Here is a 24,582-nt window from a genome sequence, read left to right on the forward strand (position 1 = left end):
CAGCTCCTTAGCCCGCGCCTGCCCGCTCTGCCGATGCCACCCGACGCTACTGCATACGACGACCCGGCGGCGCACACCTATACTTTTCAGGGCCTTGCGGTAGCCGACCTCACGGCGGGCCTCATCGCGGCGCACAGTGCGGGCCCGGATGGCGGCCCGGCCCCCGGCCGCCATTACCTGACCATTGAGCCCGAAACGCTGCTTATCAACGACGGGACCTTTGGCCAGCCTTCGGCGCAATCGTGGTTTCCGACGGTAGCCGTGACCCAGACGGCCGCCGGCCTGCGCATAAGCTGCCCCTGCGCGGCGGTCACGGACTCGCCCTTGTGCGAGCACCAGGTGCCCGTTTTGCTGGCGCTGCTGCACCGGCCGGAGCTGCGGGTTTTTTTTGATGAGAAACTGCGCTGCCAGCAGCTGGTGGCCGCCGCCCGGCCCTACGGCCTGGAAAAAGAGCCGAATCTGGAAGCGTACTTCAGCCTGCGCTACGCAAATCAGCGGCTGGAGATAATGCCCCGGCGGGCGGGCTTGCTTCCGCTCACGCCGGCTGCCCAGCGGCAGCTGGCCGAGGCCTTGCTGCCGCCGCCCCGGGCGGTTTTGCCCCGGCCCGATGCCCCGCCCACTCAGCGCATCGTGGTGGTGGGCAGGCATAAGTTTTACGACCATCTCACCGTCCATCTTTTCGAAGCGACGCTGACTGCCGGCGGCAAGCCGAAAAACCCGCTGGCCTGGGTGCCTCCCCTCGAAGCCGGGCTGGCCGGCGACGACCTGGCCGTGCTGCGCTTCTACACCGGCATCTCGCAGCTGCAGCACCAGCACACCGAGCGCAACCCCGAGGCCGACCAGCAGGCGCTGGCTGCCCTGGTGCGCAACCCGCTGGGCCTGCCTGTGTACGTGAGCGACGCCCCGGTTTCGGAGAAAACCACGGCCCCGACGCTGCGGCCCATCGCGCTACGGCTGGCGAAGGCGGAGGTGCAGGTGCTGGTGGAGGAAGAAGCGCCGTTTTTCGCCATCTCGGTTTGCGTGGTGCTCAACGGCCAGCCCCACGACCTGCGCCTGCTGCCCCTGAAGTTCGGCGCGTTTGTGGCGCTGCAGCCCGGTGTTTGGCACCTGCCCGACCGGCCGGAGGTGATGCGGCTGCTGACCTTTTTTAAGGCGCGGCACAATGCGCTGCTGCTGCACCAGAGCCAGTTTCCGGCCTTTCAGGAAAGCATTCTGAGCAGGTTGGAAAACCGGGTCGAAATCGTGTACACCGACCTGGCGCCCGCCACGCCGGGGCAGCTAATCGAGCAGGGCTTTGTGAGCGCCCCGGCGCGCCTGATTTACCTGGCCGATTCCGGCGGCTTCATCGACGTGCTGCCCGTGATGAAATACGGCAGCGTAGAAGTCCCCATTCTCTCGCGCAAAACCATTCACGCCACCGACCCGGCCACGGGCAAGCCCTTTTCGGTGCCCCGTGACCGGGCGGCCGAGCTGGCGTTTACGGGACTGCTGGTGCGCCAGCAGCCGGCGTTTGAGGAGCAGCTGGAGCTGGGGCGCGAGGCGCTGTATCTGTCGCGGCGGCAGTTTCTGGAGGAGGAATGGTTTCTGGAAGCGTTTGAGGGCTGGGAGCAGGCAGGAATCACGGTGCTGGGCTTCAATGAGCTGAAAAACAACCGGCTGAACCCCAATAAGGCGAAGGTAACGGTGCGGGTGGGCACCGAAATCAACTGGTTCGAAACGGAGCTGCACGTCCATTTTGGCGGGCTGCGGGCATCGGTTTCCAGCATTCATAAAGCCCTGCGCAACAAGAGCAAATACGTGACGCTGGGCGACGGCACCCAGGGCATTTTGCCGGAAGAATGGATTGCGAAGTTTGCCCGCTACTTCGCCGCCGGTGAGCTGGTGGGCGACCGGATTCGCACGCCCAACATCAACTACGCCGCCATTCGGGACGAGTACGAGGCCGCCGCCCTGGCCCCCGAAACCCGCTCCCGGCTGGCCGAATACGAAGCCCGGGTGGCCGGCTTCGCCGGCATTGCCCCGCTGCCTCCGCCGCCCGACCTGCGCGGCGAGCTGCGGCCCTACCAGCAGCATGGCCTCAGCTGGCTGGGCTTTCTCGATGCCTTCAATTTCGGCGGCTGCCTGGCCGATGACATGGGGCTGGGCAAGACCATTACGGTGCTGGCTTTTCTGCTCACGCAGCGGGCCAAAGCGCCCGGCGCGGCCAGCCTGGTGGTGGTGCCTACGTCGCTGGTTTTCAACTGGCAGGCCGAGGCGGCGAAGTTTGCCCCCGGCCTGCGGCTGCTCACGGCGCACGGGCCGGACCGGCCGCGCGACGCGGCTGATTTTGCCCACTACGACGTGGTGCTGACCACCTACGGCACGCTGCTCTCCGACATTGCTTTCCTGAAGCACTACCGCTTCAACTACGTGTTTCTGGACGAGTCGCAGGCCATCAAAAACCCCGATTCGCTGCGCTACCGGGCGGCGCGCCTTTTGCAGGCCCGCAACCGCGTGGTGCTCACCGGCACGCCGCTCGAAAACAATACTTACGACCTCTACGGGCAGCTTTCCTTTGCCTGCCCCGGCCTGCTGGGCAGCCAGCAGCACTTCAAAGACCAGTTTGCGCTGCCCATCGACAAGTTTCATTCGGAAGTGCACGCCCGGGCGCTGCGCCGCAAAATCGAGCCCTTCGTGCTGCGCCGCACCAAGCAGCAGGTGGCGGCCGAGCTGCCGCCCAAGACCGAGATGGTGCTGCACTGCCCCATGGACGAGGAGCAGCGCCGCGTCTACGATTTCCACCGCAAGGAGTACCGCGACCGGCTGATGGGCCAGCACCCCGACCACCCGCTGAAGGAGCGGGTGCACATTCTGCAGGGCCTCACCAAGCTGCGGCAGATTTGCGATTCGCCGGCCCTGCTGCGCGAGGACGAGAGCTTCGGCGCGGCTTCGGCCAAGCTGCAGGTGCTGCTGCGCGAGATTGATAACAAGGCCCCGCAGCACAAGATTCTGGTGTTTTCGCAGTTTGTGCGGATGCTGGACGTGATTCGGACGGCGCTCACGGAGCGCGGCATCCGCACGGCCTACCTCACGGGCCAGACCCGCGACCGGGCCGCCGCCGTGGCCACGTTTCAGCACGACCCGACGGTGCGCGTGTTCCTCATCAGCCTGAAAGCCGGCGGCACCGGCCTCAACCTCACCGAGGCCGACTACGTGTACCTCGTGGACCCGTGGTGGAACCCGGCCGTGGAAAACCAGGCCATCGACCGGAGCCACCGCCTGGGCCAGGACAAGCCCGTGGTGGCCGTGCGCCTCATCTGCCCGGATACCATCGAGGAAAAAATCCAGACCATGCAGGCCGGCAAAACCGCCCTGGCCAGCGACCTCATCCGGACCGATGCGGCCGTGCTCAAGTCGCTGTCGCGCGAGGAGCTGCTGGGGTTATTTGAGTAGGGTGCGGGGCTTGCCCCCGCCCGTCGCTGAATGATTCCGCATTGGCTGTCCAACGACGGGCGGGGGCAAGCCCCGCACCCTACTTTTGCAGCATGGATTTTATTGAACTGACCGTTGAGGCCCCGCGCGAGCTGGCCGACATCCTGGTGGCCGAGCTGGCCGAAGTAGGCTTCGACACCTTTGAGGACACCGACGAGGGCTTCCGTGCCTACACCACCGAGGACATTTTCAACCCCGACGCGGTGGCCGAAGTCATGAGCCGCTACGAGGGCCAGGGCGAGCTGAGCCACTCGCACCGCGTCATCACGCGCCAGAACTGGAACGCCGAGTGGGAGAAGAACTTCCAGCCGCTCATCATTGCCGAGCGGGTGTCGGTGCGCGCCCCGTTTCACCCCGAGCCGGCCGGCGTCGACTACGACATTGTGATAATGCCGCGCATGTCGTTCGGCACGGGCCACCACGAAACCACCGCGCTGATGATTGAAAACCAGCTCGATGTGGACCACAAAGGCCTGCGCGTGCTCGACATGGGCACCGGCACCGGCATTCTGGCCATCATGGCCGAGCTGCTGGGCGCCCGCCAGGTGCTGGCCGTGGACACCGAGCCCTGGACCGTGGAAAACGCCCGCGACAACGCCGCCGAAAACCAGTGCCACAGCATCGAGTGCCGCCTGGGCGGCGTAGAGACGCTGGCCAACGAGGAACCCTTCGACCTCATCCTGGCCAACATCAACCGCAACGTGCTGCTCGAAGACATGCACGAATACGCCCGCCTGCTGCCCACCGGCCGGCCCATCCTGTTCAGCGGCTTCTACGAGGAAGACCTGCTGAAGATTCAGGCCGAAGCCAGCAAACATGGCCTGCGCTACCAGCGCCACCGCACGCTGCGGAGCTGGGTGTCGGCTATTTTTGAGAAAGAGTAGTCGCAGGCTTAAAAAGCTGTCATCCTGAGCGGAGCGAAGGCCCTTGTCACGTCTGCTGCGTTTGAATTAAGGCTGGTCGTTCGGCCGTGGTAAGGTCCTTCGCTCCGCTCAGGCTGACAGACGCTTTAAAAAACGACTTTCCAATCAGATGCAACCAGGTCGAATCCGCCCAATTTACTCATGCTCATTCATCGGATTATCGGCTGCATCGCCACGCTTGGCATATTGCTGCTGACGGCGTTTGTGATGCCGCCGGCGCACATTACCGTGTACCTCATCGGCGATTCCACGATGTCGATAAAAGAGGTGAAGAACTACCCCGAAACGGGCTGGGGCATGCCGTTTGCCATTTTCTTCGATGAAACCGTGACCGTGGACAACCGGGCGCAGAACGGCCGCAGCACCAGAACCTTCGTGGCCGAAAACCGCTGGCAGCCCGTGGCCGCCGCCCTGCACGAGGGCGACTACGTGTTCATCCAGTTCGGCCACAACGACGAGGTGCCCACCAAGCGCAGCTACACGCCCGAAGCCGATTACAAGAACTACCTCATCCGCTTCATTGCCGAAACCCGCGCCAAAAAGGCTACGCCCGTGCTCATCACGCCCGTGGCCCGGCGCAAGTTCGACGCGGCCGGCCAGGTGGAAGGCACGCACAACGTGTATTCGGAAATCGTGCGCGTCACCGCCCGCGAGCAGCAGGTTGCCCTCATCGACCTCGACCGCGAAAGCCAGGCCCTGCTGCAGCAAATGGGCGTCGAAAACTCCCGCCTGCTCTTCAACCAGCTGCTGCCCGGCGAGCACCCCAACTACCCCGCCGGCAAGGAAGACAACACCCACTTCAACGAGCTGGGAGCCCGCAGAATGGCGCAAATCGTGCTGGCCGATATCCGTGCGCTGAAACTGGAGCTGGCCAGCCGCATTGTGCAGCGCGAGGCACCCAAAACGGTGGACCCGCAGGCCCGGTAAAATTACCCCACCACCTTCGCCACCGCCCGCGACGACTCCCGCACCACCAGGGTGGTGGGCAGCTTCATGGTGCTGGGGCCGGTGCTTTTGTTCTTACGCTCAATCTGCTCGATGAGGCGCTCGGCGGCGAGCTGGCCGATTTCCTGGGCCGGCTGCGTCACGGTGCTCAGCGGCGGGTTGAGCAGGTGGGCCGACTGCGAGTTGGTGAAGCTGAGCAGCGCCACCTGCCCGGGTACGCCGATGCCGCGCTGCTGCAACGCCCCCAGCGCGCCCAGCGCCAGCCGGTCGCTGGCCGTGAAAAAGGCATCGGGCGGAGGCGAAAGAGCCAGCAGCTCGTCCACCAGCGGCCCGGCCTCGTCGGGGCCGAAGGTGCCGTAGCGCACCAGGTTTTCGTCGTAGGGCACGCCGTATTGCTCCAGCGCGGCGCGGTAGCCGGCCAGGCGCTCCTGCGCAATGCTGAGGTAGGGCGGAATGGTGAGGTGGGCAATGCGCCGCCGCCCGGTCTGGAGCAGGTGCGACGTGGCGGCGTAGGCTCCGCCGAAATTATCGGCCACCACCTGCGTCACGGGCAGCTCGGCGGCCACGCGGTCGAAGAGCACCAGCGGCACGCCCTGCTCAATCACCGTTTTCAGGTGCGCCACGTCGGAGGTTTCGCTGCTCAGCGACAGGAGCAGGCCATCGACGCGGCGGGCCACGGCCTGGCGCACGTTGGCCACCTCGCGCTCGTAGCTCTCGTGGGTTTGGAAAATGATGACGTGGTAGCCCCGGTTGTAGGCAATGGCCTCGATGCCGTTGATGGCCTGCGAAAAGAAGTTGTTCGCAATCTGGGGCACGATGACGGCCAGCGCTTTGCTGCTGTTGCCCTTCAGGCTGAGGGCAATGGGATTGGGCCGGTAATTAAGCCGCTCGGCATATTCCATCACCAGCCGCTTGGTTTCGGGGCTGATTTCGTAGCTGTCGCGCAATGCCCTGGATACCGTCGAGGTCGACAGGTTCAGCGCGTGCGCGATGTCCTTAATGGTAACGGGGTCCAAGCGCGTAGGGAAAGGAGTACACAAGCCAAATCCAGTGCAAGAGTACCGATTTTTTAGCTAAATCGGAACCCCGCTCGCTGCATAGGCCGGTTAATATCGGCCAAACGAAACCCAACCCTCGCGCGGGCTTCATGCCGTCGCCATCTTTGCAGCCTAATCTAGGGCCTGGTTCCGGTGTTGTGAGCCAGCCGTTTTTGCCCGAATGCCCCGTATGAGAAAAGTGCGTTTGCAACAAGCAATGGCCGTGGGCCTGCTGGCCGTGGGTGCGGCCCTGTCGGCCTTTCGGCCGCAGCCAACCGATGAGCCCCTGCTGGCCCGCATTGCGCGCCAGCTGGGCGAGTTCTACACCGCCGCCCGCCAGGAAAAAGCCTACCTGCACCTCGACCGGCCCGTGTACGGCACCGGCGAAACCATCTGGTTCAGCGCCTACGTGGTCGATGCCTCGCGGCACCAGCTCGACTCGCTCAGCGCCGTGCTGCACGTCGATTTGCTCTCGCCCGAGCGCAAGGTGGTGGCCCGCCGCACCCTGCGCCTGCAGGGCGGCCGCGCCACCGGCGACCTCGACATTGCCGACACCCTGGCCGCCGGCACCTACGTGCTGCGCGCCTACACCAACTGGATGCGCAATGCCGGCGAAGATTTTATATACAGCCGCCAGCTGAGCGTGTGGCCCGCCTCGCCCCTCGGCCCGCAGGAGCCCAGCAAGCCGGCTGCCCCCACCACGGCCTATGCCCGTGCCCGCGCCGCCGCCGCGGCCCGGCCCGACGTGCAGTTTTTTCCCGAAGGCGGCTACCTGGTAGAGGGCCTGCCCGCCGTGGTGGGCTGCAAGGCCACCGATGCCAGCGGCCGGGGGCTCGACGTGCGCGGCCAGCTTCTGAACGCGCAGAATGCTGTGATTGTGAAGGATTTCAGCAGCCGCCACGCCGGCATGGGGCGCTTTGCCTTCGTGCCCGGCGCGGGCCAGCGCTACCACGCCCACCTCACCCTGCCCGACGGCAGCGCGGTCGATTACCCGCTGCCCGCGGCCAAGCCCAGCGGCTACGTCATGCACGTTGTGGATGGCGGGGCCGATTTTGTGGTGGAGGCCCGCTACCGGGGCGCGGCCGGGGCCCCCGCGCCCGGCCCCGTGCAGCTCATGACGCAGGTGCGGGGCGTGGCGGCCTATCCCGGCCCGCGCACCCTCACCGGCGATGCGCCCGCCACCTGGCGGATGCCGAAAAAGAATTACCCCACCGGCATTGTGCATTTCACCTTGTTCGATGCGCAGGGCAGCCCGCAGTGCGAGCGGCTGGCCTTTGCCCAGAACGGCCCCACCAATCTGCGCATCAGCATCACGCCCGACCAGCCCAGCTACGGCGCGCACGCCCCGGTGCAGCTGGCCGTGCGCGTCACCGATGCCGCCGGCCAGCCCGTGGCCACTACTTTCTCGGTGGGGGTGAGCGATGCCGGCCTGGCCGCCCTCGACCCCAATGCCGAAACCATTGCCTCCAACCTGCTGCTGACCTCCGACCTGACGGGCTACGTGCAGAGCCCCGGCTACTATTTCCACGACCAGGCCCCGGCCACCCTGCTGGCCCTCGACGACCTGCTGCTCACCCAGGGCTGGCGCCGCTTTGTGTGGAAGGAGGTGCTGGCCGGCCAGGCGCCCGCCGTGCGCTTTGCTCCGGAGAGAGACATCAGCCTGGTGGGCCAGGTGGTGAGCGAGCACGGCAACCGCCCCATCCCCAACAGCCAGCTTACGTTTCTGCAAACCCGGCCCAGCCGCAACATCGTGACGGGGAGCACCAATGCCGACGGGCGCTTCAGCTTTAGCGGCGTGCCGGTGCGCGACACGGCCCTGATTACGCTCCAGGCGCGGCGCGCGCAAGGCGGCAGCAACGTCATCATTCGGCCCGACATGGGCCCGGCCCCCGATGGGCCGCCGCTGCCCGTGCTGCCGTCGTTGGCGCAGGCCCCGGCGGCGGTGTCCACGTTTGTGCGCCGCAGCCGCCAGGTGCAGGCCGCCGAGCTGGACCTGCACCCCGAAAAAGCCGTGCGCAACATCACCCTGAGCAACGTAGCCGTGACGGCCAAGCGCGAGGCCGTGCCCCGCGACGACCCGCGTCGCCTCTACGGGGCCACGGGCGGCACCGTGATTGACTTCGCCAATGAGCCCGCCGCGCAGTCGGCCATGAGCATTCTGCAATACCTGCAGGGCCGGGTGGCGGGCCTCACCATCAGCGGCAACCCGCCCAACATGACGGCCCAGATTCGCAACAGCGGCTCACCGCTGTTTATTCTGGACGGCAACCGGGTGGACATCGACATGATTAGCAGCCTGACGGCGGGCGATGTCGAGTCGGTGGAAGTGTTCAAGGGCAACGAAGCCGCCATTTTCGGCGGCAGTGGCGGGGCCATTGCCATCTATACCAAGCGCGCCAATCCCAACTACAAAGGCCCCGAAAAAGGCCCCGCCCCCGGCATTGCCACCGTGAAGCTGGCCGGCTTCTACGAGGCCCGCGAGTTTTACCAGCCGCGCTACAACGCCCTGCTCACCAACCCACCCGCCGACCCGCGCACCAGCACCCTCTACTGGAACCCGCTGGTGAGTACCAACGCCAAGGGCGAAGCCGAACTGCACTTCTTCACCGCCGATGGCAGCGGCAGCTTCCAAGCCACGGCCGAGGGACTGAGCCTGGACGGCCGCCCCGCCCTGGGCAGCGGCACCCTGAGCGTGAGGGGGAAATAACCCTCCGGTTCTGCCCGGCCCGCCGAGGATGGCCGGGCCGGTTTGCGCCGGCACCCCATTGTGCCGGCGGTTGCCATTCGCTCCCAAAGCCCTGTTGATTTCCGCAGCAGGGCTTTTGCGCATCATCTGGTTAGGAATAATTCCGGAACGATTTGCAGCCGGGTAACGGCCTGCGCACGACAGAAAACGGTTCGTTTGATAACGTTCCCGGCAACGATTGCGCAAAAAAAGGTGGCTTTCCGGGCCAGTACAGGGAAGTTGAGGTGCGGCAGGGGCCTAATATTGTTAGGGCGACACGGCCTTTTTCTCTCAAAACGACGGCTCGGACGGGGGCCGCCTTGTTCATTCCCACCCATGAAATCATCCCTGGCACTGCTGCTGGCAGGCTCCACGGCGTTCTTGGCCGCGGCTTTCCGGCCGGCCGAAACCCCGAAATCCCAGGTTTTCCTGGCCGATAATTCCGCCATGTCTGACAAGCCTGGCCTGCCCGTAGTGCTGCAGCCGTCTTTCAAAAAAGACACCTTCAACCTGGCCAGGTACGGCGCCGTGGCCGACGGCCAGGCCCTCAACACCGAGGCCTTCCGCAAAGCCATCGAGGCCTGCGCCGTGGGCGGCGGCACGGTGCTGGTGCCGCGCGGCCTGTGGCTGACGGGCCCCATTGTGCTGAAAAGCAACGTGAACCTGCACCTGGCCACCGGCGCGCTGGTGCAGTTCACGGCCGACCGCAGCCAGTACCCGCTCATCAAAACCACCTGGGAAGGGGAGGAGGCCATCCGCAGCCAGGCCCCGATTTCGGGCACCGACCTGACCAACGTCGCCATCACCGGTGGCGGCACCTTCGACGGCGCCGGCGATGCCTGGCGGCCCGTGAAAAAGAGCAAGCTCAACGAAACGCAGTGGCAGAAGCTGCTGGCGTCGGGCGGCGTGCTCAACGACAAGAAGGACTATTGGTACCCTTCGGCCAGCTCGCTGAAAGGCAACCTGCTGGCGGCCGGCCGCACGCCCCGCAAGAGCCTCAACCCGGCCGATTTCGACGACATTCGCGACTTTCTGCGGCCCAACATGCTGAGCCTCACGCGCTGCAAGCAGGTGCTGCTGGAAGACTTTGTGATTCAGAACTCGCCGGCCTGGACCATTCACCCGCTGCTGTGCGAGAACCTGACCGTGCGCCGCGTGACGGCCCGCAACCCCTGGTACGGCCAGAACACCGATGCCATCGACGTGGAATCGTGCCGCAACGGGCTGATTGAGGGCTGCACCTTCGACGTGGGCGACGACGGGCTGTGCATCAAGAGCGGCCGCGACGAGGAGGGCCGCAAGCGCGGCGTGCCGACGGAGAATTTCATTATCCGCGACTGCCGGGTGTACCACGCCCACGGCGGCTTCGTGATTGGCTCGGAGATGTCGGGCGGCGTGCGCAACCTGTATGTGAGCAACTGCACCTTCATGGGCACCGACGTGGGCCTGCGCTTCAAAACGGCCCGGGGCCGGGGCGGCGTGGTCGAGAACATCTTTGTGGACGGCGTGGACATGACCGACATTGCCGGCGAGGCCGTGCTGTTCGACATGTACTACGCCGCCAAGGACCCCGTGCCGCTGGCCGGCGAAAGCACCGCGCCGCCCGTCATCGAGGCCAAGCCGCTGAACGAGGGCACGCCGCAGTTCAAAAACTTCCAGATTCGGAACATCACCTGCAAAGGCGCCACCACCGGCATTCTGGTGCGCGGCCTGCCCGAGATGAGCATCAAGGACATCAGCATCGAAAACGCGGTGCTGGAAAGCAAAAAGGGCCTTGTGTGTCAGGAGGCTGAGAATATCCGCTTGAAGAACGTGACCCTGATTTCGACCGAAACCATGCCGGTGATGGAAGTGCAGAACAGCCGCAACATTGCGCTGGATGGCATCCGCTACGCCAATGGGGCCGAGCTGCTGCTGCGCGTAACCGGCGACCGCAGCAAGGACATTCGCCTGACCAACACCGACACCAAGAAGGCCAAAAAGGACGTGCAGCTGGGCGAGAAAGTGGCGAAGAAAACCGTGACCGTGGCCCAGCGGTAGCCCGCTATTTGAAAACACAACCGCACGTGCGATGCTCCGACGAGCTCAGCATGACGTTCTTCTAAATTCCGACAATGAAACAAACCATCCTTCCGCTGCTGGCCCTGGCCCTACTGGCCGAAACCAGCACCGCCCAGACCGCGCCCTATTCCCAGCGCATGGCCGATGCCTTCATGACCTGGCACCCCGATTCGATGATGATTGGGAAGAACAAGATGGCCGGCTGGGGCTACGAGCAGGGCCTGATGATGCACGCCATGGAGCGCGTGTGGCAGCGCTCCGGCGACGCCCGGTATTTCAGCTACATCAAGAAAAACCTCGACTACTCGGTGCAGGCCGACGGCAGCATCCTGCGCTACAAGCCGGAGGACTACAACCTCGACAACATGGCCACGGGCCGCGCCCTGCTGCTGATGAGCCAGGTTTCGGTGCCCGGCAATGAGAAGTACATCAAGGCCGTGCAGTACCTGCGCAAGCAGCTTGATGGCCAGCCGCGCACCAAGGAAGGCGGTTTCTGGCACAAGAAGGTGTACACCAACCAGATGTGGCTCGATGGGCTGTACATGGCCGAGCCTTTTTACGCCGAGTACAGCACGGTTTTCAACCAGCCCGCCGGCCTGGATGATGTGGCCAAGCAGTTTGCCCTGATTGAAAAGCACCTGGTCGACCCCAAAACCGGCCTGCTCTACCACGGCTACGACGAGAGCAAGGAGCAGGCCTGGGCCAACAAAACCACCGGCCAGAGCCCCAATTTCTGGGACCGCGCCATTGGCTGGTACGCCATGGCAATAGTCGACGTGCTCGACTACTTCCCCCAGAACCATCCGCAGCGGCCCATGCTCATCAAGGCGCTGCAGCGGCTGGCGCCCGCCGTGGCCAAGTACCAGGACCCCAAGACCGGCACCTGGAGCCTCGTGATGGGCCAGGAAGGCCGCAAGGGCAACTACGCCGAAGCCTCCGGCAGCAGCATGTTTGTGTACGCGCTGGCCAAGGGCGTGCGCCTCGGCTACCTCGATAAAAAGTACGCGGCCGTGGCCAAAAAAGGCTACGACGGCATCCTGAAAACCTTCGTGGAAACGGAAGCCGGCGGCGCGCTGGCCTTCAACGGCACGGTGAGCGTGGGCGGCCTGGGCGGCAAGCCCTACCGCGACGGCTCCTTCGAGTATTACTTGTCTGAGCCGATTCGGAAGAATGATTTGAAGGGCGTGGGCCCGTTCATCCTGGCCAGCACGGAGATGGAAATTGCGGCCGAGGACGGCATCGGTCAGGGCAAAACCGTGGGGCTGGACTACTACTTCAACCACGAGATGCGCAAAAACGTCTTCACCGGCGCGCCCGAGCAGTGGCACTACACCTGGGAAGACCGCACCCACGGCGGCTTCTGGCTGTGGGGCAACGAGTTCCGCGAGCTGGGCGCCAAAACCGTAGCCGTGCCCACGGCCCCCACCGCCGCCAGCCTCAAAAACCTGAGCGTCTACATCATCGTCGACCCGGACTCGCGCAAGGAGTCGCCCAAGCCCAACTACATCCAGCCCGCCGACAGCAAGGCCATTACCGAGTGGGTGAAGGGCGGCGGCACCCTCGTGCTGCTGGCCAACGACACCGCCAACTGCGAAATCAAGCACTTCAACGAGCTGGCCAAAAACTTCGGCGTGCAGTTCACCGACCAGAGCGTGAACATGGTGCAGGGCTCGCAGTTCGAGCAGGGCAAGGTGGACCTGTCTTCGGGCAAAGCCGTGTTCAGAAACGCCAAAACGGCCTACGTGAAGGAGCTGTCGGTGCTGTCGGTGGCCGCGCCGGCCCAGCCGCTGGTCACCAACAATGGCAAAGTCATCATGGCCACCGCCCGGCTGGGCAAAGGCCAGGTGTTCATCCTCGGCGACCCCTGGCTGTACAACGAGTACACCGACGGCCGCAAGATTCCGGCTTCGTTCGAGAATTTTCAGGCGGGCAAGGACCTTGCCGGCTGGCTCCTGAGCAAATAGCGAGTGCTTACTTAGTTTAGGGTGAGAGAAGAGCCGGGCTTGCCCGGCTTTTTTTATGTTCGCTGCGCTGAAGCAGCTTCGAGGCACGGTGCTACGCAATCGAAACCGATAGATAATTCATGCAAACGTTTGCGTAAAAATGCCCTGTTTTAATTGGGCCGATTTAAAAAAAAACCTTTCAGAAGCCGTTTTTTTACCGGAACATTACTTTCCCATAGCTTCGTCACCCTTGCATTAGAGACGCTTCGGAGGCCGGCTGCCGCTTTAATTCCCACTCATTTCGTCAATGAACCAGCACACCCTCAGTACGATTGACTACATCGTATTCTTCGTCTATTTCATCATCGTATCCGGCTACGGCATCTGGGTATATCGCCGCAAAACCGGCCACGATGGCACGCTGGAGGGCAACTCCAAGGACTATTTCCTCGCCGAAGGGTCGTTGACGTGGTGGGCCATTGGGTCCTCACTCATTGCCTCCAACATCTCGGCCGAGCAGTTCGTGGGCATGTCGGGCTCGGGCTTTGCCATGGGCCTGGCCATTGCTACGTATGAGTGGATGGCGGCCATCACGCTGGTCATTGTGGCCGTGTTCTTCATTCCGGTGTACCTGAAGAACAACATTGCCACCATGCCGCAGTTCCTCAGCCAGCGCTACAACTCCACGGTGGCCATGATTATGGCCCTGTTCTGGCTGGCGCTCTACGTGGTGGTGAACCTGACCTCGATTCTCTACCTCGGGGCCATTGCCATCAGCAGCATCGCGGGCCTCAACCTCAATTTCTGCATGTACATGCTGGCTGGCTTTGCCGTCATCATCACACTGGGCGGTATGAAGGTTATCGGCTTCACCGACGTTATTCAGGTGTTCTTCCTCATCCTCGGCGGTTTGGCTACCACTTACCTGGCCCTGAACCTAGTATCGGAGCACTACGGCACGCACGGCGTCATCAACGGCTTCAACCTGATGACCGAGCACGCCAGCGACCACTTCCAGATGATTTTCAAGCGCGACAACGAGCATTACCTCGATTTGCCGGGCCTCACGGTGCTGCTCGGCGGCATGTGGATTGTGAACCTCAACTACTGGGGCTGCAACCAGTACATCACCCAGCGCGCCCTGGGCGCCGACCTGCCCACGGCCCGCTCCGGTATTTTGTTTGCCGCTTTCCTCAAGCTCCTGATGCCCGTGATTGTGGTGCTGCCCGGCATCGCCGCCTATGTGCTCTACAAGCAGCAGGTGTTTGGCGCCGCCGAGTTTGGTGCCGGTGCCGACCTGAACCCCGACCGAGCTTACCCGGTGCTGCTCAACATTCTGCCAGTGGGGCTGAAGGGCCTGTCCTTCGCCGCCCTCACGGCCGCCGTGGTGGCCTCGCTGGCCGGCAAAGCCAACTCGATTGCGACCATCTTCACGCTCGACGTGTACCACAAAATCTTCAAAACCGACGCCACCGAGAAGCAGCTGGTGGCCACCGGCAAAATTGCCGTGGTCGTGGCCATGATTCTGGGCGTGCTCATCGCGCCGCACCTGGGTATCGATAAGAAAGGGGGGTTCCAGTACATTCAGGAGTACACCGGCTTCGTATCGCCGGGTATTTTCGCCATGTTCATCCTGGGCTTCTTCTGGAAGAAAACGACTTCGACGGCGGCGCTGTTTGCCACCATCGGTGGCTTCCTGCTGTCGGTGATGTTCAAATTTCTGCCCACCTACGTCGACTTGTCTTTCCTGGCCCCGTTCGGTTTCGCCGTGCAGCCCAAGGGCTCGAGTGTGTATGAGATTCCGTTCCTTGACCGCATGGGCTTCGTGTTCGTCATCTGCGTCATCATGATGATTATCATCAGCCTGTTTGAAAACGCCCGTGGCGTGAAAACCAAGGGCCTGGAAATCGACAGCAGCATGTTCAAGCCGCAGCCCAGCTTCGTGATTGGTGCGGCATCCATCATTGTTATTCTCACGGCGCTCTACACCATTTACTGGTAGTCGCCCGGGGTTCCTCTTTTGGGGTAGTCAATGGCAGCAGGCGCAAGCCCGCTGCCATTTTTTTTGGACCGGTGGCAGGCGCGGAGCCGGAAACAGTGGGCCGATGAGGACGGCCCCGATGGACTGAGAGATAAATCGGCCTGCAAGGGCGGGTTTATCGGAATAATTCAAAAAAAGGTGAAAAGCCCGGCGTGGTGCTGACCAAAGCCGGGTTCTTTCTTTTTGAGCTGCTCAGACGGTTTTAGCCCAATAAGTTAGGGCCGGATTGAAGACTGGCATCGTTCCCGGCATCGATTGCACAAAAAAAGATTGTCCAACTCTTGCTTTTGGTGAATGATTCATGAAACCTTTAAGAAGCAGCCCCGCCACCTCGTAAGCACAGGGGTGTGGAAGCACTCGCTCACCTTCTCTGTATCGTCCTTTTTCTACCTGCGCCTCCCCGGCACTTTGCCGGCCAGCTCTGCTGGTAGAGGGGCCTCCTTCCAGCCATAACTCTTTTTTAAACTCCCACCCCACTTTTTTCTCACTTTATGAAAAAACATTTTCTCCTGCTTTGGCTGCTGCTCCTGGGGAGCATTGGCTTTGTGGCAGCCCAGAGCCGTCAGGTTCAGGGCGTTGTCAAATCGGCGGAGGGCGAGGCCCTGCCCGGCGTTACGGTGCTCGTGGAGGGCACTACCAATGGCGCTTCCACCGGCCCGAACGGTGACTACTCGATTACGCTGCCAGCCAACACCAAGGACGCCACGCTGCGCTTCAGCTACGTGGGCTACGTGTCGCAGGCCGTGAAAGTGGGCAGCCAGTCCACCATCAACGTGTCGCTGGCTTCGGACAGCAAGCAGCTGGAAGACGTGGTCGTGATTGGCTACCAGGCCGTGCAGCGTCGCGACGTAACCGGCTCGGTGTCGTCGGTCGGGGCGCAGCAGATTAAGGACGTGCCCGTGAACTCGGCCGCCGAGGCCCTGACGGGCCGCCTGGCCGGCGTGCAGCTCACCTCGGCCGAAGGCACGCCCGGCAACGCCAACGTGCAGATTCGGGTGCGCGGCGGCGGCTCCATTACCCAGGACAACTCGCCGCTGTACGTGGTCGATGGCATTCAGGTAGAAAATGCGCTGTCGGTGATTTCGCCGCAGGACATTGCCTCGGTTGACGTGCTGAAGGATGCCTCGGCCACAGCCATTTACGGCGCGCGCGGCGCCAATGGCGTGGTTATCATCACCACCAAAAAGGGCCGCGACGGCAAAGTGGTGGTGAGCTACAACGGCTTTGTCGGGGTGCGCCAGCTCTCGCGCAAGCTCGACCTGATGCAGCCTTCCGAGTACGTGAACTACCAGTTTGAGCGGGCCCAGTCGCTGGGCACGGCCGCTGGCGGCATCAATACCTTTAAGACGGCTTTCGGCTCGAAGAACTACCTGAGCGATACGCTGAACCGCAGCCGCAATGCGCCGTTCATCGACTGGCAGGAGCAGGTGTTTGGCCGCAACGCCTTCCAGCAAACCCACAACGTGTCGGTGGCCGGCGGCGCCAAAGGCACCACGTACTCGCTGAGCCTGACCGACAACAAGGAAGACGGCATTCAGCGCGGCTCCGACTACGAGCGCAAGCTGGTGAACTTCCGTTTCGACAACAAGGCCACCGAGAAGTTCTCGTTTGGCCTGAACGCCCGTTTCAACGACCAGGCCATCAACGGCGCCGGTACGTCGAGCTCACTCTCGACCATCACCTCGCGCCTGCGCAACGCCGTGGAGTTTCAGCCGTTGGCCGTGCCGCTGGCCGGGGCCCTCGACCCCACGCAGTTCGACGAAGACTTCTTCCAGCAGTCGAGCCTGGTGAACCCGATTATTGCCATCGATAACGAGTACCGCCTCGACAAGCGCCGCACCTATAACCTGAGCGGCAACGCGGCCCTGACCATCCTGCCCAACCTGGTGTTCCGCTCCACGGCCGGCTTCGATATTACCGACTCGCGCCTCGAAACCTTCAACGGCCGCTACTCGCCCACCATCCGGCAGGTGGCCGGCAACTACGCCGCCCTGCCGTTTGCCTCGCTCACGTCGAGCGTGCTCACCACCATCAACAACTCCAACGTGCTGACCTATTCGCTGCAGAAAGGCAAGCACAGCTTCGACGGTTTGCTGGGCCAGGAAATCTACACCCAGAAAGGCACCACGCAGTACATTCAAACCAACTTCCTGCCGCTCGACATCACGGCGGCGCAGGCGTTGGCCAACATCAACCAGGGCGTGCTGCCGGCCGGCACGGTGGCCCAGCCCATTCTGCCCACCACCGGCGTATCGGCCAATTCGCGCCTGCTTTCCGGCTTTGCCCGCCTGAATTACTCCTACGCCGACAAATACCTGTTCACCTTCACGGCCCGGGCCGACGGTTCGTCGAAATATTCCAAGGAATCGGGCAACCGCGTGGGGTATTTCCCGGCGGCTTCGTTTGCCTGGCGCGCCTCGCAGGAAGACTTCATCAAGTCGATTTCGGTGATTTCGGACCTGAAGTTCCGCCTCAGCTACGGGCACTCCGGCAACAACCGCATCAACGACTTCTCTTACCTGCGCCTGCTAAGCGGCGGCGGCGGCGAGTATTGGCTGAACCACATTCGGGTGGGCGGCGCCAACGTGCCCTTCCTCGAAAACCCTGACCTGAAATGGGAAACCACCATTGCCCGCAACGTGGGCATGGACCTGGCCCTGTTCAATAACCGCCTGCAGCTCACGGCCGACGTGTACTACAACACCACCAAAGACCTGCTCGTGGCCAAGCCCATTCCGGTCATCACCGGCTACGCCTCGCAGCTGCAAAACATTGGCTCGACCAGCAACCGGGGCCTGGAGCTGCAGCTGAGCGGCACCATCGTGCAAACCCCCGACTTCACCTGGACGGCCAACCTGAACTCGTCGTTCAACCGCGGCCGGATTGAGGACCTGGGCGGTGCGCCTGAAATTCCGGGCGTGTACTCGGGCTGGGCCAGCACGGCCATCTCGCAGGATTTTGTGGCCCGCGTGGGCTCGCCCATCGGCCTGATGTATGGCTACGTGACCGACTTCGACAACGGCCGCAAGGGCTTCTATACGGTGGATGATTTTGAAGGCTACAATGCCACTACTAAGGCCTGGGTGCTGAAGTCGAGCGTAGCCTCCGATGCGGGTGTGCAGGGCCAGGCCGTGGCCCCGGGCATCATCAAACTCAAGGACATTTCGGGGCCGAACGGCGTGCCCGACGGCGTTGTGAATGAGTTTGACCGCACGGTTATCGGCAATGCCAACCCCAAGCTCACGGGCGGCTTCAACAACCAGTTCAGCTATAAAGGCTTTGATGCCAGCATATTCGTGAACTTCGTGTATGGCAACGACGTGTACAACGCCAACAAGCTGGAGTTCACCAGTGCCATCAACCCGCTCAGCAACATGCTGGCCCTGATGAACGACCGGTACCGCACCATCGACGGCAACGGCAACCTGATTACCGACCCCGCTGTGTCGCGCGACCTGAACCAGAACGCCCAAATCTGGACGCCCACCCGCCAGCTGTTCACCCACTCCTGGGCCATCGAGGATGGCTCGTTCCTGCGCATCAACAACCTCACGCTGGGCTACTCGCTGCCCAAAACGCTCATCAGCAAAGCCAAGCTCACGCAGCTGCGCTTCTACGTGACGGCCAACAACCTGTACACCTTCACCAAATACACCGGCTACGACCCCGAAGCCAACACGCGCCGCTCCACGGGCCTCACGCCCGGCGTCGACTACGCCGCGTACCCGCGCAGCCGCGCCTTCCTCTTCGGTGTGAACCTCGCCCTGTAATCCCACCCACATTCCGACTCATTTCCGATGAAACGCATCAATATTCGCCTGGCACTGAGCGCCGCCGCGCTGGCCCTGGTGGGCGGCCTGAGCGCCTGCAAAGACTACCTCGACGTAACCCCCGACGCCTACTACACCACCGAGCAGCTGTTCAGCACGGTGAGTGGGGCCACCACGGCCGTTATCGGGGCCTACGATTTGCTCTCCGGCGACCGCACCTACGGCACCCGCCTGAACCTGTATTACCCGTATGATACCGATGAGCTGATTGGCGCACCCGGCGTGGCCAACTCCGGCAACCGGGGCCTCTCGCGCTACAAAGCGCTGCCGTCGAACGCCGAAATCATCAACCCCTGGAACGACCTGTACGTGGGCGTGGAGCGGGCCAACATCTGCATCAAAAACATCCCGCAGATGAGCCTTTACCGCAACGGCACCGCTGCCGATACCGCCGCCCTGCACCGCCTCTACGGCGAGTCGCTGACCCTGCGCGCCCAGTACCTCTACGAACTGGTGCGCAACTGGGGCGACGTGCCGGCCCCCTTCGTGCCCACCGACGCCAGCGCCAGCTTCCAGCTGCTGCAGCGCGACCGCAACGTGACCCTCGACACCCTGATTGCCAACCTCTACAAAGCCGAAAAGCTGGTGCCCTGGCGCAGCAACATTGCGGCTGCTTCTGAGCGCGTGACCAAGGGCGGCATCAAGGCGCTGCGCGCCCGCCTGGCCCTGCAGCGCGGCGGCTACTCGGCCAATGCCCGCACCGGCGTCATCGAGCGGCCGGCCGACTACCTGACCTACTACCGCATTGCCCAGCAGGAGTGCGCCGACCTGATGCGCAACCGCAGCCAGCACACGCTCAACCCCAGCTACTACGACCTGTTCAAGAGCATCAACGAGCAGCGCCGCGAGACTTCGAACGAAATCATGTTTGAGGTGGCCATGGGCGGCAGCAGCGCCGTGTCGGACAGCAAGCTGGGCTACTACGACGGCCCCCGCCTGAACGCCTCGCCCCTCTATGGCTCCACGCAGGGCACCATCGTGGCTGTGCCCACTTACTTCTACGCCTTCGACTCGACGGACGTGCGCCGCGACATCACCCTCACGCCCTACACCATCGGCACGACCAACGCCCAGGCTGGCACTACGCTGGCCGTGGTCACCACGGGCAAGTTCCGCCGCGACTGGCGCGTGCCCACCCTCTCGGGTACCGGCAACTACCTGGGCTACAACTGGGTGCTCATTCGTTTTGCTGATGTGCTGCTGATGTTTGCCGAAGCGGAGAATGAATTGAACGGCCCCACCGCCGCTGCTCGGGCCGCCCTGCTCGAAGTGCGTACCCGGGGCTTCGGCGGCAACGCCACCCGCGCCGCCGCCGGCCTGGATTTCTCTACCAAGGAGAGCTTCTTCAACGTGCTGACCAAGGAGCGCCTGCTGGAGTTTGGTGGCGAAGGCATCCGCAAATACGACCTGTTGCGCTGGGGCATGCTGGCCAGCAAGCTGGCCGAAACCAAAGCCGAGCTGGCCAAGATGCAGGCCGGCACCGCACCTTACACCAACGTGCCGCAATACCAGTACTACCGCGTGGTAAACGGCGTGATTCAGTGGGCCCGCTCGTTCTACCGGCCTTCCCCGGCTGCCACGCCCACCGGCACTACCCGCGTAAACTGGCGCCTGGCCGTGGATGCCGCCTACCTGACCAACACCCGCCCCGGCGGCACCGGCCTCGCCGCCGACTTCGTGCCCAACGCCGGCAAGGAGCTCATGCCCATCCCGCAGAGCACCCTGGATACCGACCCCAACGTGAAGCAGAACTTCGGCTACTAAGGGCTTTTAAAACAAGGGGCCGTGGGCTGTGCGCGATGAATGATGAGCAAATCGGCTAATATCCTATTGCTCGTGGCTAATTCTTCATTGTTCGCGGCGCACGGCCCCTTGTTATTTCGCCATTGAATAAACACTTGCTGTAAACTGAACTTTCCGGGGCCTGCGGGCCGGTGCTTATCGATGAAAAGCGTGCTGATTTTTGGATGGCTGCTGGCGCTGGCGCCTGCCGGCTGGGCAGCTCCTGCGGCCCCCGGGCCGGTGGTGGTAGCGGCCAGCGGCAAGGGCGATTTTCGCACCGTGCAGGAGGCCATCAACAGCCTGCCGGCCCACGCCGCGCAGCCCCGCACCATTCTGATTAAGAACGGGACGTACCACGAGAAGCTCTACATCGACGGCAAGGACCAGGTGGTGCTGCAGGGCGAAAGCGAGAAGGGCGTGGTGCTGACCTACGCCCAGTCGCGCGATGCCTGGCACTGCACCGCCGGCCCCGACGACTGGGGCGTGGCCACCCTCAACGTGCGCAACGCCCCCGACCTGACCCTCGAAAACCTGACGGTCATCAACTCCCACGGCTTCGACCGCCAGGGCAAGCCCGATGAAGTAATAACCTGCATTGGGAGCACGGAGCCGAAGAAAATCGGTTCCGGCGGCCACCAGATGGCGCTGCGCACCTTCGCCGGCTCGCCGCGCATTGCAGTGAAACACTGCACGTTCCGGGCCCTGGGCGGCGACACCGTGAGCCCCTGGGATACGGAGAATGGCCTGTTCTATTTCAAGGACTGCACCCTGGAAGGCGGCGTGGATTTCTACTGCCCGCGCGGCTGGGCCTACGCCGAGAACTGCCGCTTCGAATGCCACAGCACCAGTGCCGCCATCTGGCACGACGGCTCGGGCAGCCAGGACTCAAAAACGGTGCTGAGAAACTGCACCTTCACCGGCGACGATGGCTTCAAGCTGGGCCGGTTTCACCGGGAGGCGCAGTTCTACCTGGTGGGCTGCAAGTTCGCGCAGAACATGGCCGATGCCGACATCTACTGGGCGCAGTCGGGGCCCGGGGCCCGGCTCTGGGGCCGGCGCGTGTACTACGCCGACTGCCACCGCCAGGGCGGCGACTACGCCTGGATGAAGGACAACCTGGCCACCGCCGCCGGGGCTCCCCGGCCCGAGCAAATCACCGCCAACTGGGCATTCGGCGGGCGCTGGAACGTGGACAAGACCCAGCCGGCCCTGCCGGCTCCGGCCATTGCGCCGGTGGCAACGGACAGCACCGCCGAGAAAATGCTGGTGTACCAGCGCAATGTGGGCGGCTGGCCCAAGGCCGTGGGCAGCGAGAAGGTGGACTACGGCCACCGCCTCACGCCCGCCGTGCGCGCCAGCACCCTGGCCGATAAAGGCCGCACCGACGCGACCATCGACAACAATGCCACCACCCGCGAGATAACCTACCTGGTGGAGGCCTACCAGAAAACCAACAACCCGGCCTACCGCGCCGCCGCCGAAGCCGGCGTGAACTACCTGCTGAAAATGCAGTACGCCAACGGCGGCTTCCCGCAGTATTACCCCGATTTCAGCCTCTACCGCCACCAGATTACCTACAACGACAACGCCATGGTGCGCGCCCTGCTGGTGCTGCGCAAAGTGGCCGGCCAAACCGGCCCGTATGCCGTGCTCGATGCCGGCTACGCCCAGCGCGCCAAAACGGCCGTGGACCGGGGCGTGGACTGCATGCTGAAAACGCAGTACCGCCGCCAGGGCCAGCTCACGGCCTGGTGCGCGCAGTACGACGAGAAGACCCTGCAGCCGGCCAAGGCCCGCGCCTTCGAGCTGGCCTCGCTGAGCGGGGATGAGTCGGTGGACATTGTGCGGTTTCTGATGGGGGTGGAGAACCCCTCGGCCGAGGTGAAAACGGCCATCGAAAGCGCGGTGGCGTGGTTCGAGAAGGTGAAGCTGAAGGACACCACGATGAAGGAAATAGTCGCCCCGAAGGAGAAGACCGGCCGCGACCGGGTCATCGTGCCCGAGGCGGGCGCCACGCTCTGGGCGCGGTTTTACGAGCTGAATACCGACCGGCCCATTTTCGTGGGCCGCGACAGCCAGGTGCATTACCAGCTGGCTGAAATCGAAAACGAGCGCCGCGCCGGCTACCTCTACGCCGGCACCTGGCCCGAAAAATTATTGACCAAAGAATATCCTGCCTGGCAGAAGCGGGTGAGTACGGGAGGGAGCAGATAAACCCCGCCGCTAGCTTCGTTTCGCCATAACCATTAGCCCCATCGTACCCGCAATGGACATCCTGAATAAATCTCTGGCCCTGGCCGCCCCCAGCAGCGCTGTGGCCGTTGCCTGGCCTACACCGGCCCTGTTTGAGCTTCCCGAAAAAGTGTTGCAGTTCGGCACCGGCGTGCTGCTGCGCGGCCTGCCCGATTTTATGATTGACGAGGCCAACCGCCAGGGCGTGTTCAACGGCCGCATCGTGGTGGTGAAAAGCACCGACGGCGGCGATGCCACCGCCTTTGCCCGCCAGGACGGCCTTTATACCGTGGCCGTGCGCGGCGTGGACGACGGCAAGCCCGTGGAAGAAAACGTGGTGTGCAGCAGCATCAGCCGCGTGCTCTCGGCCAAAAGCCAGTGGGCCGAGGTGCTGGAATTTGCCAAGAGCCCCGACCTGCAGGTGGTGATTTCCAACACCACCGAAGTCGGCATTCAGCTGGTGAACGAGGACATTCACCTCACGCCGCCCTCGTCGTTTCCGGGCAAGCTGCTGGCCGTGCTGCACGCCCGCTTCGAAGCGTTCAAAGGCGACGCGGAGCGCGGGCTGGTGATTGTGCCCACCGAACTGATACCCGACAACGGCCGCAAGCTCGAAGCTATTGTGCTGGAGCTGGCCCACCGCAACGACCTGGGCAGCGCCTTCATCGACTGGCTCGAAACGGCCAACCACTTCTGCAACACGCTGGTGGACCGCATTGTGCCCGGCAAGCCCGACGACGCCACCTACGCCCAGCTGCAGGCCGACCTCGGCTACCAGGACGACCTGCTGACCGTGGCCGAAGCCTACGCGCTGTGGGCCATTGAGGGCGGCGAGCGGGTGCGCGAGGTGCTCTCGTTCCACAGCGTGGCCACGGGCGTGGTCATCCGGCCCGACATCACCCTGTTCCGCGAGCTGAAGCTGCGCCTGCTCAACGGCACGCACACCCTGAGCTTCGCCCTGGCCCACCTCATGGGCTGCACCACGGTGCGCGAAGCCCTGGAAGAAGAAAACCTGGCCCGCTTCATTCACAACCTGATGCTGGCCGATTTGCTGCCCGGCATCCCGTACCAGGTAGACGAGAAAGTGGGCCAGCGCTTCGGTATGCAGGTGCTCGACCGGTTCCGCAACCCTTTCCTGGAGCACCGCTGGCTGGCCATTGCCATGCAGGGCACCGCCAAGATGCAGATGCGCAACATGCCTACGCTGCTGCACTACTACCAGCAGCACGAGGCCGTGCCGCACTACATGGCGCTGGGCTTTGCGGCCTACCTGCTGTTTATGCGCAACACCGCCACCGGCCCCAGCAGCGGCCAGGGCGAAGCCAACGGCGAAACCTACCTCATTCAGGACGACCGCGCCGGCTACTTCGCCGACCTCTGGACCAAGCTCTCGCCCGAGGAGCTGACCACTGCCGTGCTCCGCAACACCGTGCTCTGGGGCCACGACCTGAGCAGCCTGCCCGGCTTCGATGAGCGGGTAAGCCATTACCTCAATCAATTGTTACAGGATGGTGCGCCCGCCACGCTGGGCGCATTTTTCACCAAAAAAACAGCCCTGGCTAATTAATTTTAGAATTACAGCTGCGCTATTG

Annotated in this window: 12 protein-coding genes; 11 read left to right on the forward strand and 1 reads right to left on the reverse strand. The window is 63.4% G+C overall.

The window, feature by feature from the left end; translation table 11 throughout:
• Window positions 1–33 precede the first annotated feature (33 nt).
• The 3 genes from ACYVHT_RS12165 (at window position 34) to ACYVHT_RS12175 (ending at window position 5,321) form a co-directional block, all read left to right on the forward strand.
• Window positions 34–3,432, forward strand: a complete 3,399-nt coding sequence (locus ACYVHT_RS12165) for a DEAD/DEAH box helicase (protein WP_460551825.1) — start codon at window positions 34–36, stop codon at window positions 3,430–3,432.
• Window positions 3,433–3,524: 92 nt separating this feature from the next.
• A complete protein-coding gene (prmA, locus tag ACYVHT_RS12170) occupies window positions 3,525–4,355 on the forward strand; it encodes a 50S ribosomal protein L11 methyltransferase (protein ID WP_460551828.1) in 831 nt (276 codons plus the stop codon).
• A 180-nt stretch (window positions 4,356–4,535) separates the two neighbouring features.
• Window positions 4,536–5,321, forward strand: coding sequence for a rhamnogalacturonan acetylesterase (locus ACYVHT_RS12175; RefSeq protein WP_460551831.1), 786 nt, complete (start codon window positions 4,536–4,538; stop codon window positions 5,319–5,321).
• A gap of 2 nt (window positions 5,322–5,323) precedes the next feature.
• Here ACYVHT_RS12175 and ACYVHT_RS12180 read toward each other — a convergent pair whose 3' ends face one another.
• On the reverse strand, window positions 5,324–6,355 hold the full coding sequence (locus ACYVHT_RS12180) for a LacI family DNA-binding transcriptional regulator (protein WP_460551834.1): 1,032 nt from the start codon (window positions 6,353–6,355) through the stop codon (window positions 5,324–5,326).
• A gap of 211 nt (window positions 6,356–6,566) precedes the next feature.
• On the opposite strand from ACYVHT_RS12180, the gene ACYVHT_RS12185 reads away from it, so the two are divergent.
• The 8 genes from ACYVHT_RS12185 to ACYVHT_RS12220 all read left to right on the forward strand — a co-directional run bounded on the left by ACYVHT_RS12185 (window position 6,567) and on the right by ACYVHT_RS12220 (window position 24,557).
• Window positions 6,567–9,083: a TonB-dependent receptor plug domain-containing protein gene (locus tag ACYVHT_RS12185; RefSeq protein ID WP_460551837.1), complete on the forward strand. Its 2,517-nt coding sequence runs from the start codon at window positions 6,567–6,569 to the stop codon at window positions 9,081–9,083.
• A gap of 354 nt (window positions 9,084–9,437) precedes the next feature.
• Window positions 9,438–11,141 (forward strand): glycoside hydrolase family 28 protein, encoded by a 1,704-nt coding sequence (locus ACYVHT_RS12190; RefSeq protein WP_460551840.1) that lies wholly within the window; start codon window positions 9,438–9,440, stop codon window positions 11,139–11,141.
• 74 nt (window positions 11,142–11,215) lie between these two features.
• A complete protein-coding gene (locus tag ACYVHT_RS12195; protein ID WP_460551843.1) occupies window positions 11,216–13,126 on the forward strand; it encodes a glycoside hydrolase family 88 protein in 1,911 nt (636 codons plus the stop codon).
• A 286-nt stretch (window positions 13,127–13,412) separates the two neighbouring features.
• The gene (locus tag ACYVHT_RS12200; RefSeq protein ID WP_460551846.1) at window positions 13,413–15,107 is read left to right on the forward strand and encodes a sodium/sugar symporter; all 1,695 of its coding nucleotides are present in this window, start codon (window positions 13,413–13,415) and stop codon (window positions 15,105–15,107) included.
• Between the two features lie 530 nt (window positions 15,108–15,637).
• Window positions 15,638–18,916 (forward strand): SusC/RagA family TonB-linked outer membrane protein, encoded by a 3,279-nt coding sequence (locus ACYVHT_RS12205; RefSeq protein ID WP_460551849.1) that lies wholly within the window; start codon window positions 15,638–15,640, stop codon window positions 18,914–18,916.
• 27 nt (window positions 18,917–18,943) lie between these two features.
• On the forward strand, window positions 18,944–20,740 hold the full coding sequence (locus ACYVHT_RS12210; protein ID WP_460551852.1) for a RagB/SusD family nutrient uptake outer membrane protein: 1,797 nt from the start codon (window positions 18,944–18,946) through the stop codon (window positions 20,738–20,740).
• 180 nt (window positions 20,741–20,920) lie between these two features.
• Window positions 20,921–22,972, forward strand: a complete 2,052-nt coding sequence (pelA, locus tag ACYVHT_RS12215; protein ID WP_460551855.1) for a pectate lyase — start codon at window positions 20,921–20,923, stop codon at window positions 22,970–22,972.
• A 52-nt stretch (window positions 22,973–23,024) separates the two neighbouring features.
• Window positions 23,025–24,557, forward strand: coding sequence for a tagaturonate reductase (locus tag ACYVHT_RS12220; RefSeq protein WP_460551858.1), 1,533 nt, complete (start codon window positions 23,025–23,027; stop codon window positions 24,555–24,557).
• Window positions 24,558–24,582: the final 25 nt, after the last annotated feature.

The organism is Hymenobacter daeguensis (assembly GCF_054780555.1).